Below are 21964 nucleotides of genomic sequence, written 5' to 3' on the forward strand. Positions count from 1 at the left end.
TCGGCCGCGAAGTCAGCGCGTCCGGCAGCTCTCATCGGTGAGAAGTCGTCGGGCAGGGTCCGGAACAGGTGATGGCGGTCGTTCCGCACGATCGACTCCCCTGACCGGGTCGCCGCCGTCTCCGACGACGACGGCGGCGGGCTTCGCCTGTGTCTGGCCGAGCAGCGTGCCGCCGAGGGCGATGGTCATGCCCAGCAGCTGGAGCGGGGTGAGGGTCTGGCCGAGGGCGGCCCAGCCGATCACCGCAGCGGACAGCGGGCTGATCAGGGTGAGGAAGGCGATCGAGGTGGCGGGCAGCCGGGACAGGCCGCGGAACCAGAGCCAGTACGCCACGGCGGTGCCGACGATTCCGAGATAGGCGTAGCCGAGGAGGTTCTCTCCGGTGAGTGCGGGCGGCGGACCCTCGATGAGCAGGGCGACGGGGGCGAGCAGCAGCCCGCCTGCGGTGAGCTGCCAGCCGGTGAGGGTGAGCGCGCTGACGCCCTCGGGGCGGCCCCATCGCTTGGTGAGCACCGTACCCGCCGACATGAGCGCGGCCCCGGCCAGTCCGGCGAGCACCCCGACGGTGTCGAGCCGGGCGTCGGCGCGCAGGACGACCAGGCCGACGCCGAACACTCCGGCGAACCCGGCCAGCAGTTTGCGCGCCGTCGCCCGTTCGGCGAGCAGCGCGGCGGCGAAGCCGAGCGCGAACAGCGGGCCCACCGCGCCCAGCACGGCCGCGACGCCGCCGGGCAGCCGGTACGCCGCCAGGAACAGCATCGGGAAGAACGCACCGATGTTCAGCACGCCGAGCACGGCCGCCCGCAGGATCCACACCCCGCGCGGCGGCGTCCGGGTGATGGCGAGCAGCATCAGACCGGCCGGCAGCGCCCTCATCAACGCGGTGAACAGCGGGCGGTCGGGCGGCAGGAACTCCGTGGTGACGGCGTAGGTCGAACCCCACACGAGCGGGGTGAACGTCGTGATTACGAGAATTCCCGCGTACGGCAGGGCCAGGGTGCTGTGCCTACCGGCGAAGACGCCCAACCTTGATCGCTCCTTATTGATAATCTCAACATTGAGATAACAGCACGACCCTCGTCTCTACGTCAAGTAGATGAACGTTCATAATCTCTCCAGTGAGAGGAGTCCGATGGGCGACGCGGTGGACGTGGTGCTGGCCCAATGGCGGCGGGAGCGGCCCGATCTCGACGCGTGGCCGATGGGCGTCATCGGGCGGATCTCCCGGCTGTCACGGCTCCTCGACCGTGAGCTGAAGGACTTCTTCGCCGACCATGGGCTGGAGCGCTGGGAGTTCGACGTGCTGGCCACGTTGCGCCGCTCCGGTCCGCCGTACGAACTGACGGCCGGTGCGCTGAACCGGGCGGCGATGGTGACCTCCGGGGCCATCACCAACCGGATCGACCGGATGGCGGCCAAGGGCCTGGTCCAGCGGATCCCGGACGAGGAGGACCGGCGGTCCGTACGCGTCCGGCTGACCGAGCCGGGGCTGGCGAAGATAGAGGAACTGGTCGATCTGCACGTGGCGAACGAGGTGCGCCTGCTGGCGGCGCTGGCCCCCGAACAGCGTGATCAGCTGGCGGACACGTTGCGCACCCTACTGGAGTCGCTGGGCGACACCCCGCCGGAGTGAGGGGACCATACTCGCCTCGGCCGTGGCGGATCCGGCCCGTCGCTCACCGCGGCATTCCGGCGGACTCGACGTGAAGCGCAATCGAACTGCAATCACCGTATAACCGGCGGAATGTGACAATTTGCGCCATGAACCAGAATCCCACACCGGGCCCGGCCGACCCGACTGCCTGGCCGCCGCACGCGCAGCAGCAGGGCGGGCCGTACGGACCCGGTGCGTACCTACCTCCCCCCGGTTACCAGCCGCCCGGACCGGCGCGGCCGGCCGGTCCGGTCCGTCCCCGGCTGCTGTGGATCTTTCTTTCCTGGGCGCTCTTCCTCGTCCTGCTGATCGTCGGCATCGTCGGCTTCGCGGGCAACCTGGTCTCCACGATCAACGATTCGGCACCGACCACCACCTTCGGCAGCGGCAAGACGGTGAGCGTCGAACTCGACGCCAAGGACAAGCCCGCGATCTACGCGGCGGCCGATCAGCCGACCGACGTGCAGTGCCAGGTCGGAGACGGCCAGGATCCGCGGATCAAGCTCACCCAGCCGGCCGGCTCCCAGGTCGTCACCGTGGACGGCACGAAGTGGGAGCTGCTGTTCAAGGTCGACGTACCGGAGGCGGGCACGTACCAGGTGACCTGCGAGGGCGCGGGCGTCACGTTCGGTGTCGGCAGGGAGCTCGCCGCCGAAACGGACAAGCTCGTCGGCGGTGTGATCGCGCTCGTGGCGCTGCCCGTCATCGGCTTCCTGATCGCCCTGGTCGTGACCACCGTCGTGCTCGTACGGCGGAGCTCGGCCCGTCGCAACCTGGCGAGATGACGGCCCGCCCCTGAGCCCGATCGCCTCCAGCCGCCTGCCGGGCTCGAGTCATGGCAGGAGGTCGAGGCCGTAGACCGGCTCCGAGAGTCCGCCGCTGCGCATCTCGGGGCCGGTGGCTGTGTCCGGCCTGTCACCTCGTGGTGAAGATGGCGGCGTAGACGCCGTTCTCCATGTCGATCCAGGTCGGGTAGAGGCCCTTGGCGGTCATCTCGTTGAACCGGGCCTGATACTGGGCGGCGGTCAGTCCGTGGACGGCGTACCCGGTGCCGATCTTGTCCTTGCGCCAGACGGTGGTGTAGGACCTGCCGTCGGGCCCGACCGCGATGGCGGACGGCCGGTATCCGAGCTTGACCTGCGAGTCGAAGACCCGCTGGTACTCCGATGCGGAGACGGAGATCGTGACGTTCCAGGCGACACGCGACGGGTTGTCCGCCCAGACGGCCACGTAGCGCGGGTCGGACGGCGTGCCGTACACGTTGACCGAGACGGGGATGTAGCCGTCACGGTGCGCCTGGGAGTTGGCCGTGCGGAGGCCGGCGGTGTTGACGTCGTGGCGGGCGAAGAACCTGCCCGGCCTCTTCTCGAAGATGGCGGCGAACTCGGCACCCGACCCGCTGCCCGTCGCGCTCACCACCGTGGGCTGGTACGACGGACGCACCCGGTTGCCTCCCTCGTCGAGCTCGATCTCCGGCTCGGTGAGGGTGTCGAACAGCTTCTGGTATCCGCCGGCCGAGACCATCCGCTGCAGCCACGCGGGGCCGGGCCGGCTGTCCCAGAACGCCGCGTACCTCTTCTGCGACTGCTGGAGGCCGACCGAGAGGGCAACCGGGCGGAGCGCCTTGTTCTCGCGATATGCCTTCGTACGGTTGTAGGAGCCGAGGAAGTCCACGCCGTGGTAGGCGCGGTACTGATACCCGGCGGTGGTGGCGGCCCGGGAGGCGTCCGCCGTCGCCGCCGGGGCGGCGGCCACCGAAGCAGCGGTCAGCGAAACAGTGCCCATCGAAACAGCGGCCAGGGCCGACGCGGTGGCTGCCATGATCTTCCGTGGCGTGCCCATCGTCTCCTCCGTTGAGGGTTCGTGTCCGGGCCCGGCCGGACAGCGGGGGTGGTGTGCGACAGCCGGCACGAGAGGGTCTGAAAGATGCATGACCGACCCGTTCCTCCGGGCTCTGAGCCTGAAGGCGTTCGCTGTGACATCCGATGTCTACGGCCGATCGCTTTCACACCGCTTACCACCGCCTTGATGACCACCTAACTGTGCGTCCCCGTCCTGCCGTCGCTCGACCGGTACGAGACTGTCGGCGTGGTGGCGGCCGTTCTTCTGCAAATGGCGCAACAGGCGGGAGAGGGTGGCGCTAAGCTCCTGATGCTCGTTTCATCAATGAATGGGGAGAAATGTCCATTTCTCTTGCCCGGCCGCTCGCCGTCGCCGTCGCGGTCGCCGTCGCCCTTCCGCTCGCGGGTTGTGGAGCAGCCGAGGATGTTGCGGCCACGGCGACGGATACGACGGAGAAGAGAACGGTGTGCACGGAAGTCGGCAAAGCCCTCGAGGGGGTGACGAAGGCGCTCTCGAAGGAGACGGCCGATGTGAAGGCCATGGAATCCGCCGTCGACGACATGCGGGCCAAGTTCGGCGACCTCGCCAAGCAGGCCGGTGACACCGAGCTGGCGAAGGCTCTGCAGGAGTTCGCCCAGGACGTGAAGGTGGACAGCCCGGGCGACCTGCTCAAGTTCTCCGAGGAGATGAACAAGCTGAGCGTCAAGGCCTGCGGCTGAGCCCGCTTCGTTCCAGTGCCCGATTTCCTCCCCGGAATCGGACGTACGTTATTGCCTGCGACGCGACGACGGTTGGTCCTACCCGGCGATTTCGCGATTTTCGACCGGGTCGCCGATGTCGCCCTCTTTCAATCGTTCAGCCGTTTCCACGAGTTCGGCCAGTGCCGCAGATCGGACGCCGGCGGGCCAGGCGAGAAGGGTCGTGACCGAAGGGGCATCGAGGACGGGGACCGCGACGTGTTCCGGCCATTGCCAGGCGCGGCTGGAAGCCGGGATCACCAGTAGCGTTCGTCCGAGAGCGACGAGTTGAGCCAGCTGGGACTGGCTACGGACCTCGGGTCCGGGGCCGGGCGGGTAGGTGTTGTCATGGCGTGGCCACCGGGCGATCGGCAAGTCGGGGACATCGCTTACCTCGGCCATCGTCAGGCTGGAGCGTTGGGCAAGCGGATGCGACGCCGGCACGATGGCGACCTGGCCTTCCGTCAAGATCTCAGTGCTGTCAAGGCCGGTCATCACGTCGAACGGGGCGTGCATGATCGCCACGTCGGCGCGACCGTCGCGCAGGAGTCGTCCCTGCTCACCGATCTCACACAGCAACACGTCGATCTCAACGGCTCCGGGCCGTGCGGCATAGGAGTCGAGAAGCTCTTTCAGTAACTCATGGGAGGCGCCTGCCTTCGTGGTGAGCACCAGGGCGGACTGCGCCGATGCGGCACGGCGGGTGCGGCGTACGGCTGCGTCAACGGCATCGAGTGCGAGTCGGGCCTCCGCCAGCATGACCCCGCCTGCGGTGGTGAGCGAGACCCCCCGACGATCTCGGTTCAACAGTAGGACCCCCAGGCGGCGCTCCAGCTGTTGGATGGCGCGGGATAGCGGCGGCTGGGCCATACTCAGACGCTCGGCGGCACGGCCGAAGTGCAGCTCTTCGGCCACGGCTACGAAGTACCTCAATTCGCGAGTTTCCAGTCCGTCCACGGTTGCAGGATACCGGTGATACCGGTGGGGTATCAGGTTCGATCGAACCGGTCTTGGACAGGGTCGCCTCCTCGCGTGCACCATTTCGGGGCGGGCAGTACCTGAACGGTAAATAACAAGGAGCCGTCAGCGTCTTTCCCCGCTCTTACGAAAGGCCGGAAACTTGAGCACGATTTCTCCTTCCCTTCCCGGCGGCTCATGGACCCTGGGCGATATGACAGTGCCGCGATTCGGCTACGGCGCCATGCAGCTCGCCGGGCCCGGGGTGATGGGGCCGCCCGCGGACCGTGACGGCGCCCTCGCCGTCCTCCGCGAGGCCATCGACCTCGGAATCGCGCACATCGACACCGCGGATGCCTATGGCCCTCGCGTCACCAACGAACTCATCCGCGAAGCGTTGCACCCGTACCCCGACTCGCTGCACGTGGCCACGAAGGTCGGAGCGACCCGTGATGAGCAGGGCGGATGGCCGCCGGCTCGTGAGCCCGACCAGTTGCGCCACGCGATCGATGAGAACCGCAAAAGCCTCGGGCTCGACACGCTGGACCTGGTCTACCTGCGCCTCGGTAACGCTGAGGGGCCCCAGGCCGGCTCGCTTTCCCGGGCATTCGAAACGCTCGTCGAGCTGCAGCAGCAGGGCCTGATCCGGCACCTCGGCGTAAGCAACGCGACAGCGGAGCAGGTATCGGAAGCCCAGGCGATCGCGCCGATCGTGAGCGTGCAGAACATGTACAACCTCGCCTACCGCCACGACGACGAACTCATCGACCGGCTCGCCGCCGAGAACGTCGCATACGTACCCTTCTTCCCGCTCGGCGGCTTCAGCCCACTTCAGTCCGCGGCGCTTTCGGCAGTGGCGACACGATTGAACGCCACACCGATCTCCGTCGCGCTGGCGTGGCTGCTGCAGCGGTCGCCGAACATTCTGCTGATCCCGGGGACCTCGTCCGTACGGCATCTGCGGGAGAACGTCGTCGGCGCCGGTCTCTCGCTCAGTGGCGAGGACGTCGCCGAACTTGAAGAAATCAGCGGCCAGGCCTAGGGAGTGTCTAGGCGATCGAGTTCGAGGGAGCTTGATCTGGTTGAAATCCGCGTGGGCGATGCGAGGGGCCGGCGACGCGCGCCGTCGCCGGCCTCCCGCGGCCTTTCGCGATCCCCCGCTTCGCGGGAGGCGCGTCCTCAGGCGTTCAGCACCGCCTGCAGGAATTCCCTGGTGCGCTGGTGGGCCGGCTCGCTGAAGATCTGCTCGGGCGGGCCGTCCTCCACGATCTGTCCCTGGTCGAACATGAGGACCCGATCGGAGATGTCCTTGGCGAAGCGCATCTCATGGGTGACGCAGAGCAGCGTCAGGTCACCCCGGTGCGCGATGTCGCGCAGCAGGTCCTGCACGCCCGAGACGAGCTCCGGGTCGAGTGCGGAGGTGACCTCGTCGAGCAGCAGCACCTCGGGCTCCATCGCGAGCGCCCGCGCGATGGCGACCCGCTGCTGTTGGCCGCCGGACAGCCGCGACGGGTGTTCGAGCGCCTTGTCGGCCAGGCCGACCATCTCCAGCAGCTCGCGGGCCTTCTCCTCGGCATGCTCCCTGGGCACGCCGAGCGACCGCACCGGCGCCTCGGTGATGTTGCGCAGCACGTTCATGTTCGGGAACAGGTTGAACTGCTGGAACACCATGCCGATCTTCTTGCGGATCTGCCGCAGGTGTCGCTCGTCGGCGGGCAGCAGTTCGCCACCGCGCCTCATGTGGGACAGACACTGCCCATCGACCTCGATCGTGCCCGAGGTGACCCGTTCGAGGGTCATCAGCAGGCGCAGGATGGTGGTCTTGCCGGACCCACTCGGCCCGATCAGCGTGACGCGCTCGCCGGGCCGTACGTGAAAGTCCAGCTCACGCAGGACCGTGAGGTCGCCGAACCGTTTGACGACCTTGTCGAACCTGATCATCCACTGCGGATCGGTCCGGACGGACGAGTCGTTTCGGGTCGAGGCTTCAGTTGCCAAGGCGGCGCTCCAGACGACGGACGAAGATCGAGGCCGGGATCGCCACGAGGAGGAAGAACAGACCGGCGATGGTCATGGGCTCGAGATAGCGGAACCGCTCCGAGCCGAGCTCCCGGGCGAAGCCCACCACGTCGACGACGGTGATGATGGACAGTTGGGGCGACTCCTTGAAGATCGCAATGAGGTAGTTGCCCAGGGCGGGCAGCGATCGGCGTACGGCCTGCGGCAGGACGACGCTGATCCAGGTCCAGCGGCGGGGCAGGTTGAGCGCGATCGCCGCCTCCCACTGTCCCTTCGGCACCCCGTCGATGCCGGCCCGGTACACCTCGGAGGTGTAGGAGGCGTAATGCACGCCGAGCCCGATGATTCCCGTCATCAGCGCGGTCATCTTGACGCCGAAGTCGGGCAGCACGTAGTAGACGACGAACAGCTGCACCAGCAGCGGCGTGCTGCGGACGAACTCCATGACGGCGCCCACCGGGCGGCTCACGAACGGGTTGCGTGAGCGGCGCAGCAGCGCAACGAAGAGGCCCAGGACGAACGCGAGCACCGCGCCGCCCAGCGTCGCCTGGAGGGTGACGAGCAACCCCTGGGTGAGCAGCTCGGGGAGGATCTCCAGGGTCCAGTCCCAGTCCCAGATCATCGGGCTCCCTCCACTGACGGGGTCTCCGCCGGTGAAACGGGCCGGCGCGACCACCGGCGGTTCTTACGCCGTCCGCTCCTCGGCCCGCCGCGGCCGACCATGCGCGCGGCCCGCCCCTCGACGAACCGCATGATCAGTGTGATCAGGTAGGAGAACAGGAAGTAGATCAGCAACAGCAGCGCGAAGACGATCAGTTGGTCGCTGCCGGAGTTCACCAGCAGCCTGCCCTGGTACGTCAGGTCCGCCACGGTGATGACGGACAGCAGTGACGTCGCCTTGAGCAGCTCGATGAGGAGGTTGTTCATCGGCGGGATCATCCCCACGAACGCCTGCGGCAGGATGACGTACCGCATCCGGTGGTAGGGCGAGAAGTTCAGCGCGATGGCCGCTTCTCGCTGACCCTGAGGTACGGACTGCACCGCGCCGCGCACGACCTCCGAGCCGTACGCGCCGAGGTTGAGGCCGAGCGCCAGGATGCCGGCGAAGGACTTGTCCAGCTGGAAGCCGGTGAGGATGGGCATCGCGTAGAAGATCCAGAACAGCTGCACCAGGACCGAGGTGCCGCGGAAGAACTCCATGTAGACGCGAGCGACTCCCCGTACCCAGGCGTGGCCCGACATCGCCATCAACCCCACGAGCAGGGCGATGGCGATGGCGAGCAGTGAACCTCCCAGGGTGCTCTGGAGAGTGATCACCGCTCCCTCGCACAGGAACGGCATCGCCTCGCCGAGGGTGCCGGGCAGTTCCGCGCTGCATGGGCTGATCGTCATCAGGGTCATCCGTACGGTCAGGAGACCGCGCAGAGCTGGTCGGCGGTGAGCTGGGCGGCCTTGTCGACCTCGGTCGCGCTGAACCCGAACTTCTCGATGAGCGGCAGCACACCCCCCGCTTCCTGCAGCTTCTTCAACTCCGCGTTGAAGGCCTCGCGCAGCGCGGTGTCCTCGTTGCGGAAGCCGAATCCGCCGGCGCCCGTCTGCTCCTTGCCGTCGACGACCGGCACGAAGGACTCGGTCACCTCCAGCGGCTCGCCGGCGTACTGCTGCTGCAGGGTCCAGCGCAGGGAGACCGCGGTCAGTGCGATCGCGTCCACCCGACCGGCGAGGATGCCCTTGAAGGCGGCGTTCTGGTTGGGGAAGACCTTGATCTGGTCACCCGCCACGCCGCTGCTCTCCGCGTACCCCTTCTCGACGGCGCCTTCGAGCACCCCGATCTTCACGTCGCTCTTCGCGACGTCCTCGAAGCTCGTGATGCTCTTGGGGTTGCCCTTGGCCACGAGGAACGCGTTGGCCGCGGCGTAGTCGGGGTTGGAGAACGCGATCTGCCGGCACCGCTCCGGCGTGATGAACATGCCCGCGGCGATGATGTCGTACTGCTTGGACTGCAGCCCGGGGATCAGCGAACCGAAGGAGTCGACGATCTGCGCCTCCAGGTTGTCGATGCCCAGCGCCTTGAAGATCGCCCGTGCCACCTCGGGGGCCTCGCCGGTCAGGGTTCCGGACTTGTCGCGATATCCGTACGGCTGTTCGTTGGCGACGCCCACCTTGATCGTGCCCGCCTCCCTGAACCGGGCGAGCGGGTCGGCACCGGTCTCCGCGGTGGCGGAGGTGGCGCCGCTGCCGCCGTCGTCGACGCGGCTGCAGGCGGTGAACAGGGCGGGCCCGCCGATCACTGCCGCCGCCGTCAGACCCGAACTCCTGAAGAAATCACGACGCGTCCACCTCTGGGCCGTCACATTCCGCTCCCGTTCGTGTCGCTGCGGTTTACTGTCCTGCGCTTTGCTGATCTTCCGAGCGGATCTCGACGAGACGATGCGCCCACCGCTCGGTGAGCCTCGAACCTAGCGAACGGCCTTCCTCGAGCACCTTCGCCGACTTTGGGCTGCGATGTTTGGACATGGCACATCCCCGGGTAGGGCGACATGTTTGGCCGGTCCGCCCCACGGCTCGACCTGCCGGGACCCGTGGGAGGCGTCGATACCCAAGGCAGAGCAGGGGGTTTCGCCGATGGGCGAGCGGCCGGTCCGCCGTGGTGCGCACCTGGCGCGCGGCCGCGATTTCCCCGCCTGAGCGCCCGGAAAAGATAAATTTTTGTGAGGGAGGTCACATCATATTGATGTCAACCTGTGACCTGGGTAAAGCGACGCGTTCGGGGTCCGTTCGCGTGGACCTGCCGGGGGCGGGCCGCACCACCCTGCCCGGTCGGGACCCGGTGGTACGGCCCCCGCGGACGTGGGCCGAACCGGTCAGCCGACCGGGGTGAAGTCACGTGAGGCGATGAACGACGGGCGCCTCGACTGTGCGGCGAACGGCTCCGCGCAGGCGTTGTCCACGCTGTTGTAGACGAAGAACACGTTCGAGCGCGGGAACGGGGTGATGTTGCCGTTCGAGCCGTGCATGCAGTTGCAGTCGAACATCGTCGCCGAGCCGGCCGGTCCGGTGAACAGCTCGATCCCGTGCTTCTCGGCCAGCAGCCTGAGGCTGTCGGGGTCCGGAGTCCCGATCTCCTGACCCTTCAGCGACTCCTTGTAGTGGTCGGACGGCGTCTCGCCCAGGCAGCAGACGAAGGTCCGGTGCGAGCCCGGCATGATCATCAATCCGCCGTTGTGCACGAAGTTCTCCGTGAGCGCGATCGAGATGCTCACCGCGCGCATGCGGGGCATCCCGTCCTCAGCGTGCCAGGTCTCGAAGTCGGAGTGCCAGTAGAAGTCCTTGCCCTGGAAACCGGGCTTGTAGTTGACCCGGCTCTGGTGGATGTAGACGTCCGAGCCGAGGATCTGCCGGGCCCGGCCGACGATGCGCGGATCGGCCGCCAACTCGGCGAACACCTCGCTGATCCGGTGCACCTCGAAGATCGAGCGGACCTCCCGCGACTGTCGTTCCGTGATGACGCGCTCATCGTCCTTGAGCCCCTCGTCCATGACGAGGCGGTGCAGCTCGGCGCGGTATCGCTCGACCTCCACCGGATCGATCAGCTGATCGACGGTGAGGAACCCCTTCTCCGCGAACCCCTTCAGCGTCCGCTCGTCGATCGGGCCGTCCTCCGGCCCGCCGTACACCACCGGGTCCTGCCGGAAGATGAGGGTCGGTTCTGTCGTCTTGCGCGTGGGATAGATGTCCATGAGCATGCCGATCTTTCCTCCGAATTCCGTCGCTTCAGGAGCCGGTCTCGGTGACCAGGGGATAGACGCCGTTCTCGTCGTGCACTTCCCGGCCAGTGCAGGGCGGGTTGAACACGCACACCGTGCGCAGGTCGGTGTGCGCCCTCACGGTGTGACGCTCGTGCCCGTCGAGGAGGTACATGGTCCCGGGGCCGATCTTGTGCGTCTCGCCGGTCTCGTGGTCGATGAGTTCGCCGGTCCCGGCGATGCAGTACACGGCCTCGATGTGGTTCGCGTACCACATCCTGGTCTCGGTCCCCGCGTAGAGGATCGTGTCGTGCAGCGAGAAGCCGACCCGCTCCTTGGCGAGCACGAGACGCCGGCTGCACCAGGTCGACGCCTCGACGTCGCGTTCGGTGCCGATGATGTCGTCCAGCGAGCGAACGATCACGGGAATCTCCTTTCCAGAGGGTTGGGCACTGTGGTCACGGGCTGCGGAGTCATGGGACCGCCGCAGGTCAGGCGGGTTGCTTCGCGCAGACGGCGGCGACGGACTCGGCGATCAAATCGAGCCCCTCCGCGAGTTCCTCGTCGGAGGTGGTGAGCGGCGGAAGCAGCTTGGCCACCTCGTCCTCCGGGCCGGAGGTCTCCATCAGCAGGCCGCGTTCGAACGCCGCGGCGCACACCTTCGGCGCGAGCTCGGGCCGGTCGAAGACGAGCCCCCAGGCCAGGCCGCGCCCGCGCACTCCGGTGATGACGTCGGAGTGCTCGGCCGTGATCAGGTTCAGGGCCTGCCGGACCTGCAGTCCCTTCTCGACGGTCTCCTTCGCCAGCCTCTCGTCGGTCCAGAAATCCAGGGCGGCGGCCGCCGTGACGAAGGCCGGATTGAAGCCGCGGAACGTCCCGTTGTGCTCACCCGGTTCCCAGACGTCCAGGTCAGCGCGGATGAGCGTGAGGGCGAGCGGAAGTCCGTACCCGCTGAGTGACTTGGACAGGCAGACGATGTCGGGCGTTATCCCGGCCGGTTCGAAGCTGAAGAACGGGCCGGTCCGCCCGCAGCCCATCTGTACGTCGTCGACGATGAGGAGGATGTCGTGCCTCCCGCACAGCCCGGCCAGGCCACGCAGCCACTCGGCGCTCGCGGGGTTGAGGCCGCCCTCCCCCTGTACGGTTTCCACGATCACCGCGGCGGGTTTGTCGATGCCGCTGCCGCTGTCCTCCAGCAACCGCTCGAAGAGCAGGAAGTCGGGGGTCCGGCCGTCGAGGTAGTTGTCGTAGGGCATCGTGACGGTGTGGTTCAGCGGGACACCCGCCCCGTTGCGCTTCATCGAGTTGCCGGTGACCGCGAGGGAGCCGAGGGTCATGCCGTGAAAGGCGTTGGTGAAGTTGACGATCGTCTGGCGGCCGGTGACCTTGCGGGCGAGCTTCAGCGCGGCCTCGACCGCGTTGGTCCCGGTGGGACCGGGGAACTGGATCTTGTAGTCGAGTCCCCTGGGTGAGAGGACGACCTCCTGGAATTTCTCCAGGAAATGGCGTTTGGCCACCGTGTGCTTGTCGAGGCTGTGCACGATGTTGTCGCCGGCGAGATAGTTCAGGAGACTCGACTTCAGCTGCGGATGATTATGGCCGTAGTTGAGCGCTCCGGCGCCCGCGAAGAAATCGAGATAACTCCCCCCGTTCTCGTCGTATACGCGGCTGCCCAGCGCGGTGCGGAACACCGTGGGCCAGCTCCGGCAGTAGCCTCTTACCTCTGATTCGAGTTGTTCGAAGATTTCCATCATTCACCGTGTCCTTGGTCGTGATCGCGAGTGTCGAACGGCCGGCGGAGGTCGCCGTTCGCTAACTCCGGGGTTCCAGCGCGCCGATGCGGAAGAGCACCTCGGGCTCGTGCGAGGCGGGGAAGTGCTCGCGTCCGAAGACCTCGCGCCGCTCCAGTGAGCTCCCCCAGTCGCGGGCGAACGACTCGAAAAGGCGGGTGGACGCCGTGTTGTCGGGGGTCACCGTGGCCTCGAGGAACCGGTGCCCACGGGCGATCATCCGCTCGGCGAGCCAGTCGAGCATCCGCCGGGCCAGCCCCCGGCCCCGCCAGGAGTGATCGACGGCGACCTGCCAGACGAAGAACGTGTCCGCGGCCTTGGGGCGGGTGAATCCCGTCACGAAACCGCACGCGTCGTCGCCTTCCCGCGCGATCACCGAGGTGTCAGAGAAATCGCGGCACCACAACAGATAACTGTAGGGAGAATTCACGTCCAGCGTTTTGGAGTCACGAGCGATGCGCCACAGTCGCGGCCCGTCGTCGATCGTGGGCTCCTCCATGTAGGTGTTTCTTCGGTCTCTCGCAATATGCGTCCGTTTCGGGACGCGTTCGCCCGACATGGGACACGAACTTAGCGAACCGACCGCAAGGCTCCGAAGTCATGAAGCACGGCCCGATGTTTAGGTTCACTTGCCCGGGGTAGGACAAGATTCTTTTTGGCCTTTCGGGATCTTGGGTGATCGTGCTCGACGCCGGAGAAAATGCGCAATCCGTGTCTGGGCAGGCGAAATCACGGCCGTCGGAGGGCCGTCGCCGTGCCGCGCGACCGTCGTCGACCGGGACGTCGATGGCGGCCGCAAAGTGATGGTTTACCGAGAGATTGTGTGATTCAGATCACAGTGCATCGATATCGATCCGTGACCTGCCCGGGGTTCGAGCACTCAAAGCAGGCACTCCAGGTGATCGACCGCAGGGTTGAGCCACTCGCTCGGGGGTCCGAACGGTTCGTGGCCGTCCCGCAGGTGCCGGTCGGCGATGGTGATCAGATAGTGGGCGGCGGTCCGGCGCGCGTCCGCGGTCGACATCCCGAGCAGGCGGTCGGCTCGGGCGAGGCAGGCGGCGGCGGCCTGGCTCGGCCGCATCCGGCGCAGGCAGCGATGGAAGAAGTAGTGCAGGGCGTCGAAGCCGTACGGCACGCCGGTGCCGAATCGCGCCCAGTTCCGCACCAGCAGTCGCCCGTCGGCCGAGACCGTCACGTTCCACGGCGTGAAATCGCCATGCCAGGCGTGGCCGCCGTCGGCGTCGAGGGCGGCGATCTCCGCGACGGCCGCCTCGAGCAGGTCCGCTGACGGACGAGATCTCACGAACGGGCGGGACCTGACGGGTGGGGTGGACAGCAGCAGCACCTCGGCGTCCCGCCACACCCCGTGATGCAGCACGGCCGGGGGCATCACGACCTTCAGCGGCCGATCCGCGAGCATCCGCAGGACCACGCTCTCGTGCCTGACCGCCTCGCGGGCCGGCTCCGTTTCGCCGATCTTGACGATGCCGGCCCGGCCGTCCGGATCGTACGCCTCCAGGACCGGCCCGTGGTGAGCCCGGCGGGCCGGGGGCCGTACGACGACCCGGATCGGCCGGCCGAGCACCTCGCTCAGATGGGCCCCCACCGCGTCCGGACTCTCGGCGATCGACGGGCCGCCGCCGAGTGCGTCACGCTCCCGGCGAGGCGCGGCATGGTCAGGCGGGAGGGGGTGTCGGCCGGCCTCGCTCCCCATGCTCTCCGCACGTGTCGTGGCCCGCTTCCCGTCGGCCGCGCGATGAAGCATGCGTAAGCCCTCCTCCGTATGACGCGATTTCCGGACCGATCGCCGGGGAATCTCCCGATGCCGCATCGCCGCGCTGTCGCGATTTCGTGAAATCGCGAATTCCAGTCATTTCGGCGATGATGTCGTTGATGGCGGGCAATTGCGCGCTCTGCGATTGTGTGTCGAGATTGAGCGGTTTGTGTTGCCAGAGCATCGACGGATCGACGTGGCCGGGCGCCCCCGTCGTCGGCGCCCGGAGCGGGAGCACGAACGCCTGCTCAGGCGGGGTGACGGCGAGCAGGATGAGGCCGATGGCACCCCCGCCGGCCAGCCAGACGACGAGCTGACGCCGCCGCCGGCGAAGCGCCGGGCCGCGCTCCGCGAACTCCCGGCTGTGCGGTGGCAGACTCATGAACATCTCCGTATCTCGGTTCCGTGTCCCGAACTATAGGACGAGCCGGTCTTTTGCCCGCCGGTTATTCACAATTTTCCGCCAACTTTCCGCCGGTGAGATGACGGAAACCGCTGCCGAGAGGTCGCCGGTTGGGCAATGGTGAATTCTGTCCGATCGCAGGAGTTCGCGAGGAGAGGGGGACGCGATGCGGGGAACGGGCTTGGCCGGACTGCTGGCGGGGGGATGCCTCGTGGTGTGCGCCGCGTGCGCGGTGGCGTCCGGAACGTCGAACGGCGCTCCGGCGCCGGGCGCGTGGCCGAAGAGCACGCGGGCAGGCGCGTCGCCGGGTGCGGGAATGCCCGCCGGACGTGCGACCCCGGAGGCCTGCGCGGTGACGGACAAGCTGATCCCGACCTGCGGGGCGTGGTGGGGGATCGCCTCCGACGTCTCCCCCGGACGGGGATCGCTCCGGGCGACCGAGGTGGCCGAGCGGCGGATGGGCCGCCGGGCCGACATCGTGCACGTCTATCACCGCGGCGCCGAGCTGTTCCCGACGCCGCAGGAGCGCGAGGTCGCCAGGGGCCCCCGGCTGCTGCTGATCAACTGGAGGCCGGCGCCGGAGCGCACCTGGGCACAGATCGCCAGGGGAGCGGTCGACGATCGCATCGACCGGCTGGCCGATCACATCGTCCGGACCTTCCCCGGCCGGTTCTTCCTGACGATCCATCACGAGCCCGAGAGCGAGGTACGGCGTGGCGCCGGCTACTCGGCCACCGATTACGTCGCCATGTACCGCCACGTCGTCACCCGGCTCCGGGGCCGGGGCGTACGCAACGCGGTGACCGTGATGACCTACGGGGGAGCGCTCGACTGGGTGTCCAAGCCCTGGTTCGACCGCCTCTACCCGGGCGACGACGTGGTCGACTGGGTGGCCTTCGATCCCTACGCCGACAACCGGGTGAGCGACTTCGCCGGCCTGGTGAACCGGACCCGGCGCGATAACCCGGGATGGCCTGGTTTCTACCAATGGCTGCAGCAGCGATTCCCGGCAAAGCCGATCATGCTCGCGGAGTGGGGCGTCTTCGAACGCCCCCGCGTCCCCCGCTACAAGCGGGACTTCTTCGCCTCGGTCAAACGGCAGATCGGCGACTACCCGCAGATCAAGGCGATGGTCTACTTCGACTCGCCGCTGGCGCCCAGGGGGGACACCCGCTTCGACACCACGCCGGGCGCCGGCAAGGCGTTCTCCCGGCTGGCCCGCATCCCCCGGTTCACCGCCACCCCCGTCCCACCCGCCTGAGCCGGACGCGAGGCGTCAGCGGATCCAGCCGCCGGAGGTGAGGGCGCCGAGCACGGTGCCGACGGCACGTTCGACGCTGATGCCGGTGGTGTCGATCACAAGGTCGGCGTCGTCCGGCTCCTCGTAGGGGTCGGAGATGCCGGTGAACTCCGGGATCAGCCCGGCCCGCGCCTTGGCGTACAGGCCCTTCCGGTCGCGGCGCTCGCACTCCTCCAGCGGGGTGGCCACGTGGACGAGCAGGAAGTCGGCGCCGACCTCCTCGACCATGGCGCGGACCTCCTCCCTGGTCGCCGCGTACGGCGCGATCGGCGCGCAGACGGCCAGGCCGCCGTGCCGGGCGACCTCGGCCGCCACGAAGCCGATCCGCCGGATGTTGCGGTCGCGGTCCTCCCGGGAGAACGTGAGCCCGGCCGACAGCATCCGCCGTACGACGTCGCCGTCCAGGTAGGTGATCGTCCGCCCGCCGCGCTCCAGCAGCGCGTCGCGCAGCCCCCTGGCGATGGTCGACTTGCCCGAGCCGGACAGGCCGGTGAAGAACACGACGAGCCCGCGGCGGTGCGGGGGGCCGGGGATCGCGATCGGCGCCGGTCCGGCGTAGTGCTCGGTCGCGCCGTAGTTGCGCGCCACGTGCTCACGCAGCTCCAGGTCGATCTCGGCGTCCTCGCGTGGCGCGAGCGGCACGGCCACCACCATCGAGCCGGGCAGCCGCTCGGCCGCCTTGAGCGCGGCGCGCACCACGGCCGGACCGCCCTCACCGAAGACCAGGGGCATCAGCACGATCGCGGCGTCCAACTCCTCCGCGGTGGCCGCCACGTCCTCGAGCGCCGTGCCGTCCAGCGGCCCGCGCATGGTCACCGCCAGGATCTCCCCCTCGGGCAGTTCCTTGCGCACCTCGGCGGGGGTACGGCGCAGCCGTGCGAACGGGCCGTACACCGGCGAGTCCAGCGCCTCCACCGGGCCGGCCACGTGGCAGCCGCCGTGCCCGTCGTCGTCCAGCTCCCGGACGGTCAGTACGGCCACCGCCGCGCCCTCGGGATCACGGAGCGTGACCCGGTCGCCTGGCCGGATCTCGTCGGGCCGGATCTCGCGCGGCAGGGCGAGCATGATCGGATCGGGCCACGGGGTGCCGTCGGGCAGCCGGCCGTGCTCGACGACGCCGTGTGCCACCTCGGTGCTGAGGAATCCGGTCAGTGGGGCGAAGGCGCCGGAGAGCAGCAACTCCAGGTCGGCCAGCTCCCTGGCGTCGGGAATCCACTCAGTCATCGTCACCGCTTCCGATCGTCCGTCGGCTACGCACCTTATCCGGATTTATCGGCATCCGGAGCCCTCTGAGCGGGGCGTTCAGATCAGCCGGGCGAAGTGGTTCTGCGGGCGGCGGATCACCATCGTGATCTCGTCCTCGGTCTCGTCGAGCCGGCCACGCGAGAGCACGGCCACGCCCCGGCAGACCGCGGCGACCAGGTCGCCGTACGGACCCTGCCGGGCCGGGCCGCTCATCGCCGAGTAATCCTCGGCGATCATGAGTCCGCGGGTCAGGCAGAACGCCCGCATGCCCTCGCGCGACGCCAGCGGTTCGTAGACCGCCGGGAGCGGTCCCACCGATCCGTCGGGGGACAGCCTGCGCCACAGCACACGCCGCAGCCACCCGGGGACGGCCCGGTCGCAGAAGCCGTACGCCGAGCGCCGGTCACGCATCTTGAGCAGCAGCAGGCCGCCCGGCCGCAGCGCGGCGACCAGCCGGTCGAGGACCACCTCCGCACTGCGGATGCGCTCCAGCAGGAAGGACACATAGACCACATCGAACGTGCGGGGCCGGATCGGCACCTGACGCAGGTCGCCCAGATGCACCTCGTCCAGGTCCTTGCGGTCGACGGCATGGGCACGCAGCGGGGGCAGGTCCTCGTCCACCCCGCAGATCCGAGGCTCGAACCGCCCGACGTCCAGAGCGCCGTCCCGGCCGCATCCCGCGATGAGGATGTCGAGCCGCCGGCCCAGCTGATCGGTCCACTGCTCGCGGATCCGCTGGCCGAACACGTCGCCGGAGTCCGCGGACGACCATTGAACCTGAGAAGACATGAGACCGAGAGTAGTCATGCCGGCACTATCGGTAGTGGATTCGCCTCGCCAAGATTTCGGACGCCCCCGCGCGGGCAGTGTCCGTACGGGCGTAGCCTGGTAACCCCCGGTCCGGACTCGGCTCGGGGTTGTTTCGCTTGCCGACGTGGGGCTGCAGAAGGCATAGATGTCTCTTTCCGGACTGCTCGACCTTGTCTCCGCCGAGCCGAAGCTCGCCGCCGCGCTGGAAGATTCCGGAGGGCCGGGGGACACCGGCGCCGAACTGGTCGCGCCGCCCGCGCTGCGGCCGTTCGCCGTGGCCGCGCTCTCCCGTGCACGGCCGGTGCTGGCCGTCACCGCCACCGGGCGTGAGGCCGAGGACCTCGCCGCCGCGCTGACCAGCCTCATCGACGAGACGGCCGTGGCGGTCTTCCCGGCGTGGGAGACGCTGCCGCACGAACGGCTCTCGCCGCGCAGCGACACCGTGGGCCAGCGCCTCGCCGTACTACGCCGGCTGGCGCACCCGGTCCAGGGAGACCCGAACGCCGGCCCGCTGCGGGTCGTCGTGGCCCCGGTCCGCTCGCTGCTGCAGCCGATCGTGTCGGGCCTGGGCGACCTGGAGCCGGTACGGCTGCGCGCCGGCGACGACGCCGACCTGGACGATGTGGTCGCGAGGCTGGTCGAGAACGGCTACCACCGCGTGGACATGGTGGAGAAGCGCGGCGAGGTCGCCGTGCGCGGCGGTCTGCTCGACGTGTTCCCGCCCACCGAGGAGCATCCGCTGCGGCTGGAGTTCTGGGGGGACTCGGTAGAGGAGATCCGCTGGTTCAAGGTGGCCGACCAGCGCTCGCTGGAGATCGCCCAGGAAGGACTGTTCGCCGCGCCCTGCCGTGAGCTCCTGCTCACCGACGACGTACGGCGGCGCGCCCGCGAGCTGGGGGACGAGCACCCGGCGCTGAAGGACGTCCTGGATCAGCTCGCCGACGGCGTGCCGGTCGAGGGCATGGAGGCGCTCGCGCCGGTGCTGGCCGGGTCGATGGACCTGCTCCTCGATCACCTGCCGGTGCGGTCGGCGGTCTTCGTCTGCGACCCGGAACGCATCCGCGGCCGGGCCGTTGAGCTCGTGCGGACCAGCCAGGAGTTCATGGAGGCGTCCTGGATCACCGCGGCGGCAGGCGGAGAGGTGCCAATCGACCTGCGGGCCGCCGCCTTCCGGACGCTGGAGGAGGTCCGCGACCACGCCCGCGAGCTCGGCCGGCCGTGGTGGACGATCGCGCCGTTCGGCGAGGGCGTCGAGCTGGACGTCCACGACGTGGAGGCCTACCGCGGCGACACGCAGCGGGCGCTGGCCGACATCAAGGGCTGGCTCGGCGCGGGCAAGGCCGTCGTCCTGCTCAGCGAGGGTCCGGGCCCGGCCGGGCGAATGGCCGAGCTGCTCAAGGGCGTGGACGTGCCGGCCAGGCTGGTGCCCGCGCTCGACGGGCCGCCGGACCGCGACGTGGTCCAGGTCACCACCGGCCGCATCGACCACGGCTTCGTCACCCCGGACGTGGTGGTGATCACCCATCTCGACCTCGTCGGGCAGAAGGCGTCCACCAAGGACATGCGGCGGCTGCCGTCGCGGCGGCGCAACATGGTCGACCCGCTCCAGCTCAAGATCGGCGACCATGTCGTACACGAGCAGCACGGGGTCGGCCGGTACGTCGAGATGGTGCAGCGCACGATCCAGGGCGCGACCCGCGAGTACCTGGTGATCGAGTACGCCAGGGGCGACCGCCTCTACGTGCCGACCGACCAGCTCGACGAGGTCACGCGGTACGTCGGGGGAGAGGCGCCGACGCTCAACCGGATGGGCGGCGCCGACTGGGCCAAGGCCAAGACCAAGGCGCGCAAGGCGGTCAGGGAGATCGCCGGCGAGCTGATCAGGCTCTACTCGGCCCGGATGGCCTCGCCGGGTCACCCGTTCGGGTCGGACACACCCTGGCAGCGGGAGATGGAGGACGCCTTCCCCTACGCCGAGACGAACGACCAGCTCGAGGCGATCGAGGAGGTCAAGCGCGACATGGAGCGGCCGGTCCCGATGGACCGGCTGATCTGCGGCGACGTCGGTTACGGCAAGACCGAGATCGCGGTGCGCGCGGCCTTCAAGGCGGTGCAGGACGGCAAGCAGGTCGCCGTGCTCGTGCCGACGACGCTGCTGGTGCAGCAGCATCTGTCCACGTTCGGCGAGCGGTTCGCGAGCTTCCCCGTCACGGTCAAGCCGATCTCCCGGTTCCAGACCGACGGCGAGGTGAAGGAGACCCTCGAAGGGCTCAAGACGGGCGGCGTCGACGTGGTGATCGGCACCCACCGGCTGCTGTCCCCGGAGGTCAGGTTCAAGGACCTCGGCCTGATCATCGTGGACGAGGAGCAGCGGTTCGGCGTCGAGCACAAGGAGGCCATGAAGCACATGCGCACGCAGGTGGACGTGCTCGCCATGTCCGCCACCCCGATCCCGCGCACGCTGGAGATGGGCCTGACCGGCATCCGGGAGATGTCCACGATCCTCACCCCGCCCGAGGAGCGGCATCCGATCCTCACGTTCGTCGGACCGTACGACGAGAAGCAGATCGCGGCGGCGATCCGGCGCGAGCTGATGCGCGACGGGCAGACGTTCTTCGTCCACAACCGGGTGCGCAGCATCGACAAGGTCGCGGCGCGGCTGCGCGAGCTGGTCCCCGAGGCGCGGATCGCGGTCGCGCACGGCCAGATGAACGAGACCCAGCTCGAAAAGATCATGGTGGACTTCTGGGAGCGCGACTTCGACGTGCTCGTCTGCACCACGATCGTGGAGTCAGGCCTCGACGTGCCCAACGCCAACACGCTGATCGTCGACCGGGCCGACAACTACGGGCTGTCGCAGCTCCACCAGTTGCGCGGCCGGGTCGGCCGGGGCCGCGAGCGCGGGTACGCCTACTTCCTCTATCCGCCCGAGGCCCCGCTGACGGAGACCGCGCACGAGCGGCTCGCCACGATCGCCCAGCACACCGAGATGGGCGCGGGCATGTACGTCGCGATGAAGGACCTGGAGATCCGCGGCGCGGGCAACATCCTCGGGGCCGAGCAGTCCGGCCACATCGCGGGCGTCGGGTTCGACCTGTACGTCCGGATGATGGCGGAGGCCGTACAGGAGCAGAAGTCCAAGCTGGCCGGGGAGAGCCGCGTCGAGGAGCGGCCGGAGGTCAGGGTCGAGCTGCCGATCAACGCGCACGTGCCGCACGCGTACGTGACGTCGGAGCGGCTGCGGCTGGAGGCCTACAAGCGGATCGCCGCGATCGGCTCCGAAGCCGATCTGGCCGCGGTGCGCGACGAGCTGACCGACCGGTACGGCAGGCCGCCCCGGGAGGTGGAGAACCTGCTGGAGGTCGCGCGGTTCCGGATGAAGGCCCGCGAGGCCGGGCTGACCGACGTCACGCTGCAGGGGCAGCAGATCAGATTCGCCCCGGTGTCGCTGAAAGATTCACAGCAGGTGCGGCTGCAGCGGCTTTATCCCAAGTCGATTCTGAAGCAGGCGACCGGCATCCTGCTGGTGCCCGCGCCGCGTACCAAGCCGATCGGCGGGCAGCCGCTGCGCGACCTCGACCTGCTCAAATGGTGTGAGGACCTGGTCGAGGCCATGTTCCTGGAGCCTATGCGGGTACAGTGACCGCGGTCGTTCGCAATCTCTCATAAATCGGCATCAGCCGG

At 68.6% G+C, this 21964-nt stretch carries 21 protein-coding genes; 6 read left to right on the forward strand and 15 right to left on the reverse strand.

The genetic code is table 11. The annotated features are described in order from the left end of the window. Nucleotides 1–12: 12 nt before the first annotated feature. The gene (locus tag AP234_RS16360) at nt 13–1026 is read right to left on the reverse strand and encodes an EamA family transporter (protein WP_235558199.1); all 1014 of its coding nucleotides are present in this window, start codon (nt 1024–1026) and stop codon (nt 13–15) included. 106 nt (nt 1027–1132) lie between these two features. Between AP234_RS16360 and AP234_RS16365 the strand changes: the two genes are divergently transcribed. Both AP234_RS16365 and AP234_RS16370 read left to right on the forward strand, forming a co-directional pair. Further along, nucleotides 1133–1633 (forward strand): MarR family winged helix-turn-helix transcriptional regulator, encoded by a 501-nt coding sequence (locus AP234_RS16365; RefSeq protein WP_055480525.1) that lies wholly within the window; start codon nt 1133–1135, stop codon nt 1631–1633. A 128-nt stretch (nt 1634–1761) separates the two neighbouring features. Next, complete coding sequence (locus AP234_RS16370; protein ID WP_055480526.1) at nt 1762–2439, forward strand: hypothetical protein; 678 nt, start codon at nt 1762–1764, stop codon at nt 2437–2439. A gap of 130 nt (nt 2440–2569) precedes the next feature. On the opposite strand, the gene AP234_RS16375 is transcribed toward AP234_RS16370, so the two are convergent. Further along, nucleotides 2570–3496, reverse strand: a complete 927-nt coding sequence (locus AP234_RS16375; protein WP_055480527.1) for a hypothetical protein — start codon at nt 3494–3496, stop codon at nt 2570–2572. Between the two features lie 338 nt (nt 3497–3834). Between AP234_RS16375 and AP234_RS16380 the strand changes: the two genes are divergently transcribed. After that, nucleotides 3835–4215 (forward strand): hypothetical protein, encoded by a 381-nt coding sequence (locus tag AP234_RS16380; RefSeq protein ID WP_152990446.1) that lies wholly within the window; start codon nt 3835–3837, stop codon nt 4213–4215. A 78-nt stretch (nt 4216–4293) separates the two neighbouring features. Here AP234_RS16380 and AP234_RS16385 read toward each other — a convergent pair whose 3' ends face one another. Further along, the gene (locus tag AP234_RS16385; RefSeq protein ID WP_055480529.1) at nt 4294–5190 is read right to left on the reverse strand and encodes a LysR family transcriptional regulator; all 897 of its coding nucleotides are present in this window, start codon (nt 5188–5190) and stop codon (nt 4294–4296) included. Between the two features lie 163 nt (nt 5191–5353). Here AP234_RS16385 and AP234_RS16390 point away from each other — a divergent pair, with 163 nt between their 5' ends. Continuing rightward, the gene (locus AP234_RS16390; protein ID WP_055480530.1) at nt 5354–6232 is read left to right on the forward strand and encodes an oxidoreductase; all 879 of its coding nucleotides are present in this window, start codon (nt 5354–5356) and stop codon (nt 6230–6232) included. A 137-nt stretch (nt 6233–6369) separates the two neighbouring features. Here the strand turns inward: AP234_RS16390 and ehuA are convergent, their stop codons facing one another. From ehuA to AP234_RS36275, 10 genes are all read right to left on the reverse strand, one after another. Further along, nucleotides 6370–7131: an ectoine/hydroxyectoine ABC transporter ATP-binding protein EhuA gene (gene ehuA / locus AP234_RS16395; RefSeq protein ID WP_055480531.1), complete on the reverse strand. Its 762-nt coding sequence runs from the start codon at nt 7129–7131 to the stop codon at nt 6370–6372. Between the two features lie 46 nt (nt 7132–7177). Then, nucleotides 7178–7831 (reverse strand): ectoine/hydroxyectoine ABC transporter permease subunit EhuD, encoded by a 654-nt coding sequence (gene ehuD / locus AP234_RS16400; RefSeq protein WP_055480532.1) that lies wholly within the window; start codon nt 7829–7831, stop codon nt 7178–7180. After that, the gene (gene ehuC / locus AP234_RS16405) at nt 7828–8601 is read right to left on the reverse strand and encodes an ectoine/hydroxyectoine ABC transporter permease subunit EhuC (protein WP_063842971.1); all 774 of its coding nucleotides are present in this window, start codon (nt 8599–8601) and stop codon (nt 7828–7830) included. Before ehuC ends, ehuD begins: the two co-directional genes overlap by 4 nt. A 17-nt stretch (nt 8602–8618) precedes the next feature. Beyond that, complete coding sequence (gene ehuB, locus AP234_RS16410; protein ID WP_055480533.1) at nt 8619–9563, reverse strand: ectoine/hydroxyectoine ABC transporter substrate-binding protein EhuB; 945 nt, start codon at nt 9561–9563, stop codon at nt 8619–8621. Between the two features lie 510 nt (nt 9564–10073). Continuing rightward, nucleotides 10074–10955, reverse strand: a complete 882-nt coding sequence (gene thpD, locus AP234_RS16415; protein ID WP_431998686.1) for an ectoine hydroxylase — start codon at nt 10953–10955, stop codon at nt 10074–10076. A gap of 28 nt (nt 10956–10983) precedes the next feature. Beyond that, on the reverse strand, nt 10984–11379 hold the full coding sequence (locus AP234_RS16420; RefSeq protein ID WP_055480534.1) for an ectoine synthase: 396 nt from the start codon (nt 11377–11379) through the stop codon (nt 10984–10986). A 67-nt stretch (nt 11380–11446) separates the two neighbouring features. Further along, a complete protein-coding gene (gene ectB / locus AP234_RS16425) occupies nt 11447–12706 on the reverse strand; it encodes a diaminobutyrate--2-oxoglutarate transaminase (protein WP_055480759.1) in 1260 nt (419 codons plus the stop codon). A 61-nt stretch (nt 12707–12767) separates the two neighbouring features. Further along, on the reverse strand, nt 12768–13244 hold the full coding sequence (gene ectA / locus AP234_RS16430) for a diaminobutyrate acetyltransferase (protein ID WP_200926550.1): 477 nt from the start codon (nt 13242–13244) through the stop codon (nt 12768–12770). A gap of 381 nt (nt 13245–13625) precedes the next feature. Further along, nucleotides 13626–14510 carry a hypothetical protein gene (locus AP234_RS16435; RefSeq protein ID WP_055480536.1) on the reverse strand — a complete coding sequence of 295 codons (885 nt, stop codon included), beginning with the start codon at nt 14508–14510 and terminating at the stop codon, nt 13626–13628. After that, nucleotides 14422–14901 (reverse strand): hypothetical protein, encoded by a 480-nt coding sequence (locus AP234_RS36275; protein WP_152990448.1) that lies wholly within the window; start codon nt 14899–14901, stop codon nt 14422–14424. The genes AP234_RS16435 and AP234_RS36275 overlap by 89 nt, the downstream gene beginning before the upstream one ends. Before the next feature lie 187 nt (nt 14902–15088). On the opposite strand from AP234_RS36275, the gene AP234_RS16440 reads away from it, so the two are divergent. Beyond that, complete coding sequence (locus tag AP234_RS16440; protein WP_055480537.1) at nt 15089–16183, forward strand: glycoside hydrolase family 26 protein; 1095 nt, start codon at nt 15089–15091, stop codon at nt 16181–16183. 15 nt (nt 16184–16198) lie between these two features. Here the strand turns inward: AP234_RS16440 and cysC are convergent, their stop codons facing one another. Continuing rightward, nucleotides 16199–17452 carry an adenylyl-sulfate kinase gene (gene cysC / locus AP234_RS16445; protein WP_431998689.1) on the reverse strand — a complete coding sequence of 418 codons (1254 nt, stop codon included), beginning with the start codon at nt 17450–17452 and terminating at the stop codon, nt 16199–16201. A gap of 72 nt (nt 17453–17524) precedes the next feature. Then, nucleotides 17525–18259, reverse strand: coding sequence for a methyltransferase domain-containing protein (locus AP234_RS16450; protein WP_162842203.1), 735 nt, complete (start codon nt 18257–18259; stop codon nt 17525–17527). Nucleotides 18260–18425: 166 nt separating this feature from the next. On the opposite strand from AP234_RS16450, the gene mfd reads away from it, so the two are divergent. After that, the gene (gene mfd / locus AP234_RS16455) at nt 18426–21923 is read left to right on the forward strand and encodes a transcription-repair coupling factor (RefSeq protein ID WP_055480540.1); all 3498 of its coding nucleotides are present in this window, start codon (nt 18426–18428) and stop codon (nt 21921–21923) included. Nucleotides 21924–21964: the final 41 nt, after the last annotated feature.

Source organism: Sphaerimonospora mesophila, from assembly GCF_001417795.1.
In the GTDB taxonomy this organism is placed as follows: domain Bacteria; phylum Actinomycetota; class Actinomycetes; order Streptosporangiales; family Streptosporangiaceae; genus Sphaerimonospora; species Sphaerimonospora mesophila.

What these genes read in the sequence shown, in the direction of transcription:
- AP234_RS16365 (WP_055480525.1), top strand. Translation starts at nt 1,133, where the DNA reads ATGGGCGACGCGGTGGACGTGGTGCTGGCCCAATGGCGGCGGGAGCGG.
- AP234_RS16370 (WP_055480526.1), top strand. Translation starts at nt 1,762, where the DNA reads ATGAACCAGAATCCCACACCGGGCCCGGCCGACCCGACTGCCTGGCCG.
- AP234_RS16375 (WP_055480527.1), bottom strand. Translation starts at nt 3,496, where the DNA reads ATGGGCACGCCACGGAAGATCATGGCAGCCACCGCGTCGGCCCTGGCC.
- AP234_RS16380 (WP_152990446.1), top strand. Translation starts at nt 3,835, where the DNA reads ATGTCCATTTCTCTTGCCCGGCCGCTCGCCGTCGCCGTCGCGGTCGCC.
- ehuA (WP_055480531.1), bottom strand. Translation starts at nt 7,131, where the DNA reads ATGATCAGGTTCGACAAGGTCGTCAAACGGTTCGGCGACCTCACGGTC.
- ehuD (WP_055480532.1), bottom strand. Translation starts at nt 7,831, where the DNA reads ATGATCTGGGACTGGGACTGGACCCTGGAGATCCTCCCCGAGCTGCTC.
- ehuC (WP_063842971.1), bottom strand. Translation starts at nt 8,601, where the DNA reads ATGACGATCAGCCCATGCAGCGCGGAACTGCCCGGCACCCTCGGCGAG.
- thpD (WP_431998686.1), bottom strand. Translation starts at nt 10,955, where the DNA reads ATGCTCATGGACATCTATCCCACGCGCAAGACGACAGAACCGACCCTC.
- ectB (WP_055480759.1), bottom strand. Translation starts at nt 12,706, where the DNA reads ATGGAAATCTTCGAACAACTCGAATCAGAGGTAAGAGGCTACTGCCGG.
- ectA (WP_200926550.1), bottom strand. Translation starts at nt 13,244, where the DNA reads ATGGAGGAGCCCACGATCGACGACGGGCCGCGACTGTGGCGCATCGCT.
- AP234_RS16435 (WP_055480536.1), bottom strand. Translation starts at nt 14,510, where the DNA reads ATGCTTCATCGCGCGGCCGACGGGAAGCGGGCCACGACACGTGCGGAG.
- AP234_RS36275 (WP_152990448.1), bottom strand. Translation starts at nt 14,901, where the DNA reads ATGAGTCTGCCACCGCACAGCCGGGAGTTCGCGGAGCGCGGCCCGGCG.
- AP234_RS16440 (WP_055480537.1), top strand. Translation starts at nt 15,089, where the DNA reads ATGCGGGGAACGGGCTTGGCCGGACTGCTGGCGGGGGGATGCCTCGTG.
- AP234_RS16450 (WP_162842203.1), bottom strand. Translation starts at nt 18,259, where the DNA reads ATGTCTTCTCAGGTTCAATGGTCGTCCGCGGACTCCGGCGACGTGTTC.
- mfd (WP_055480540.1), top strand. Translation starts at nt 18,426, where the DNA reads ATGTCTCTTTCCGGACTGCTCGACCTTGTCTCCGCCGAGCCGAAGCTC.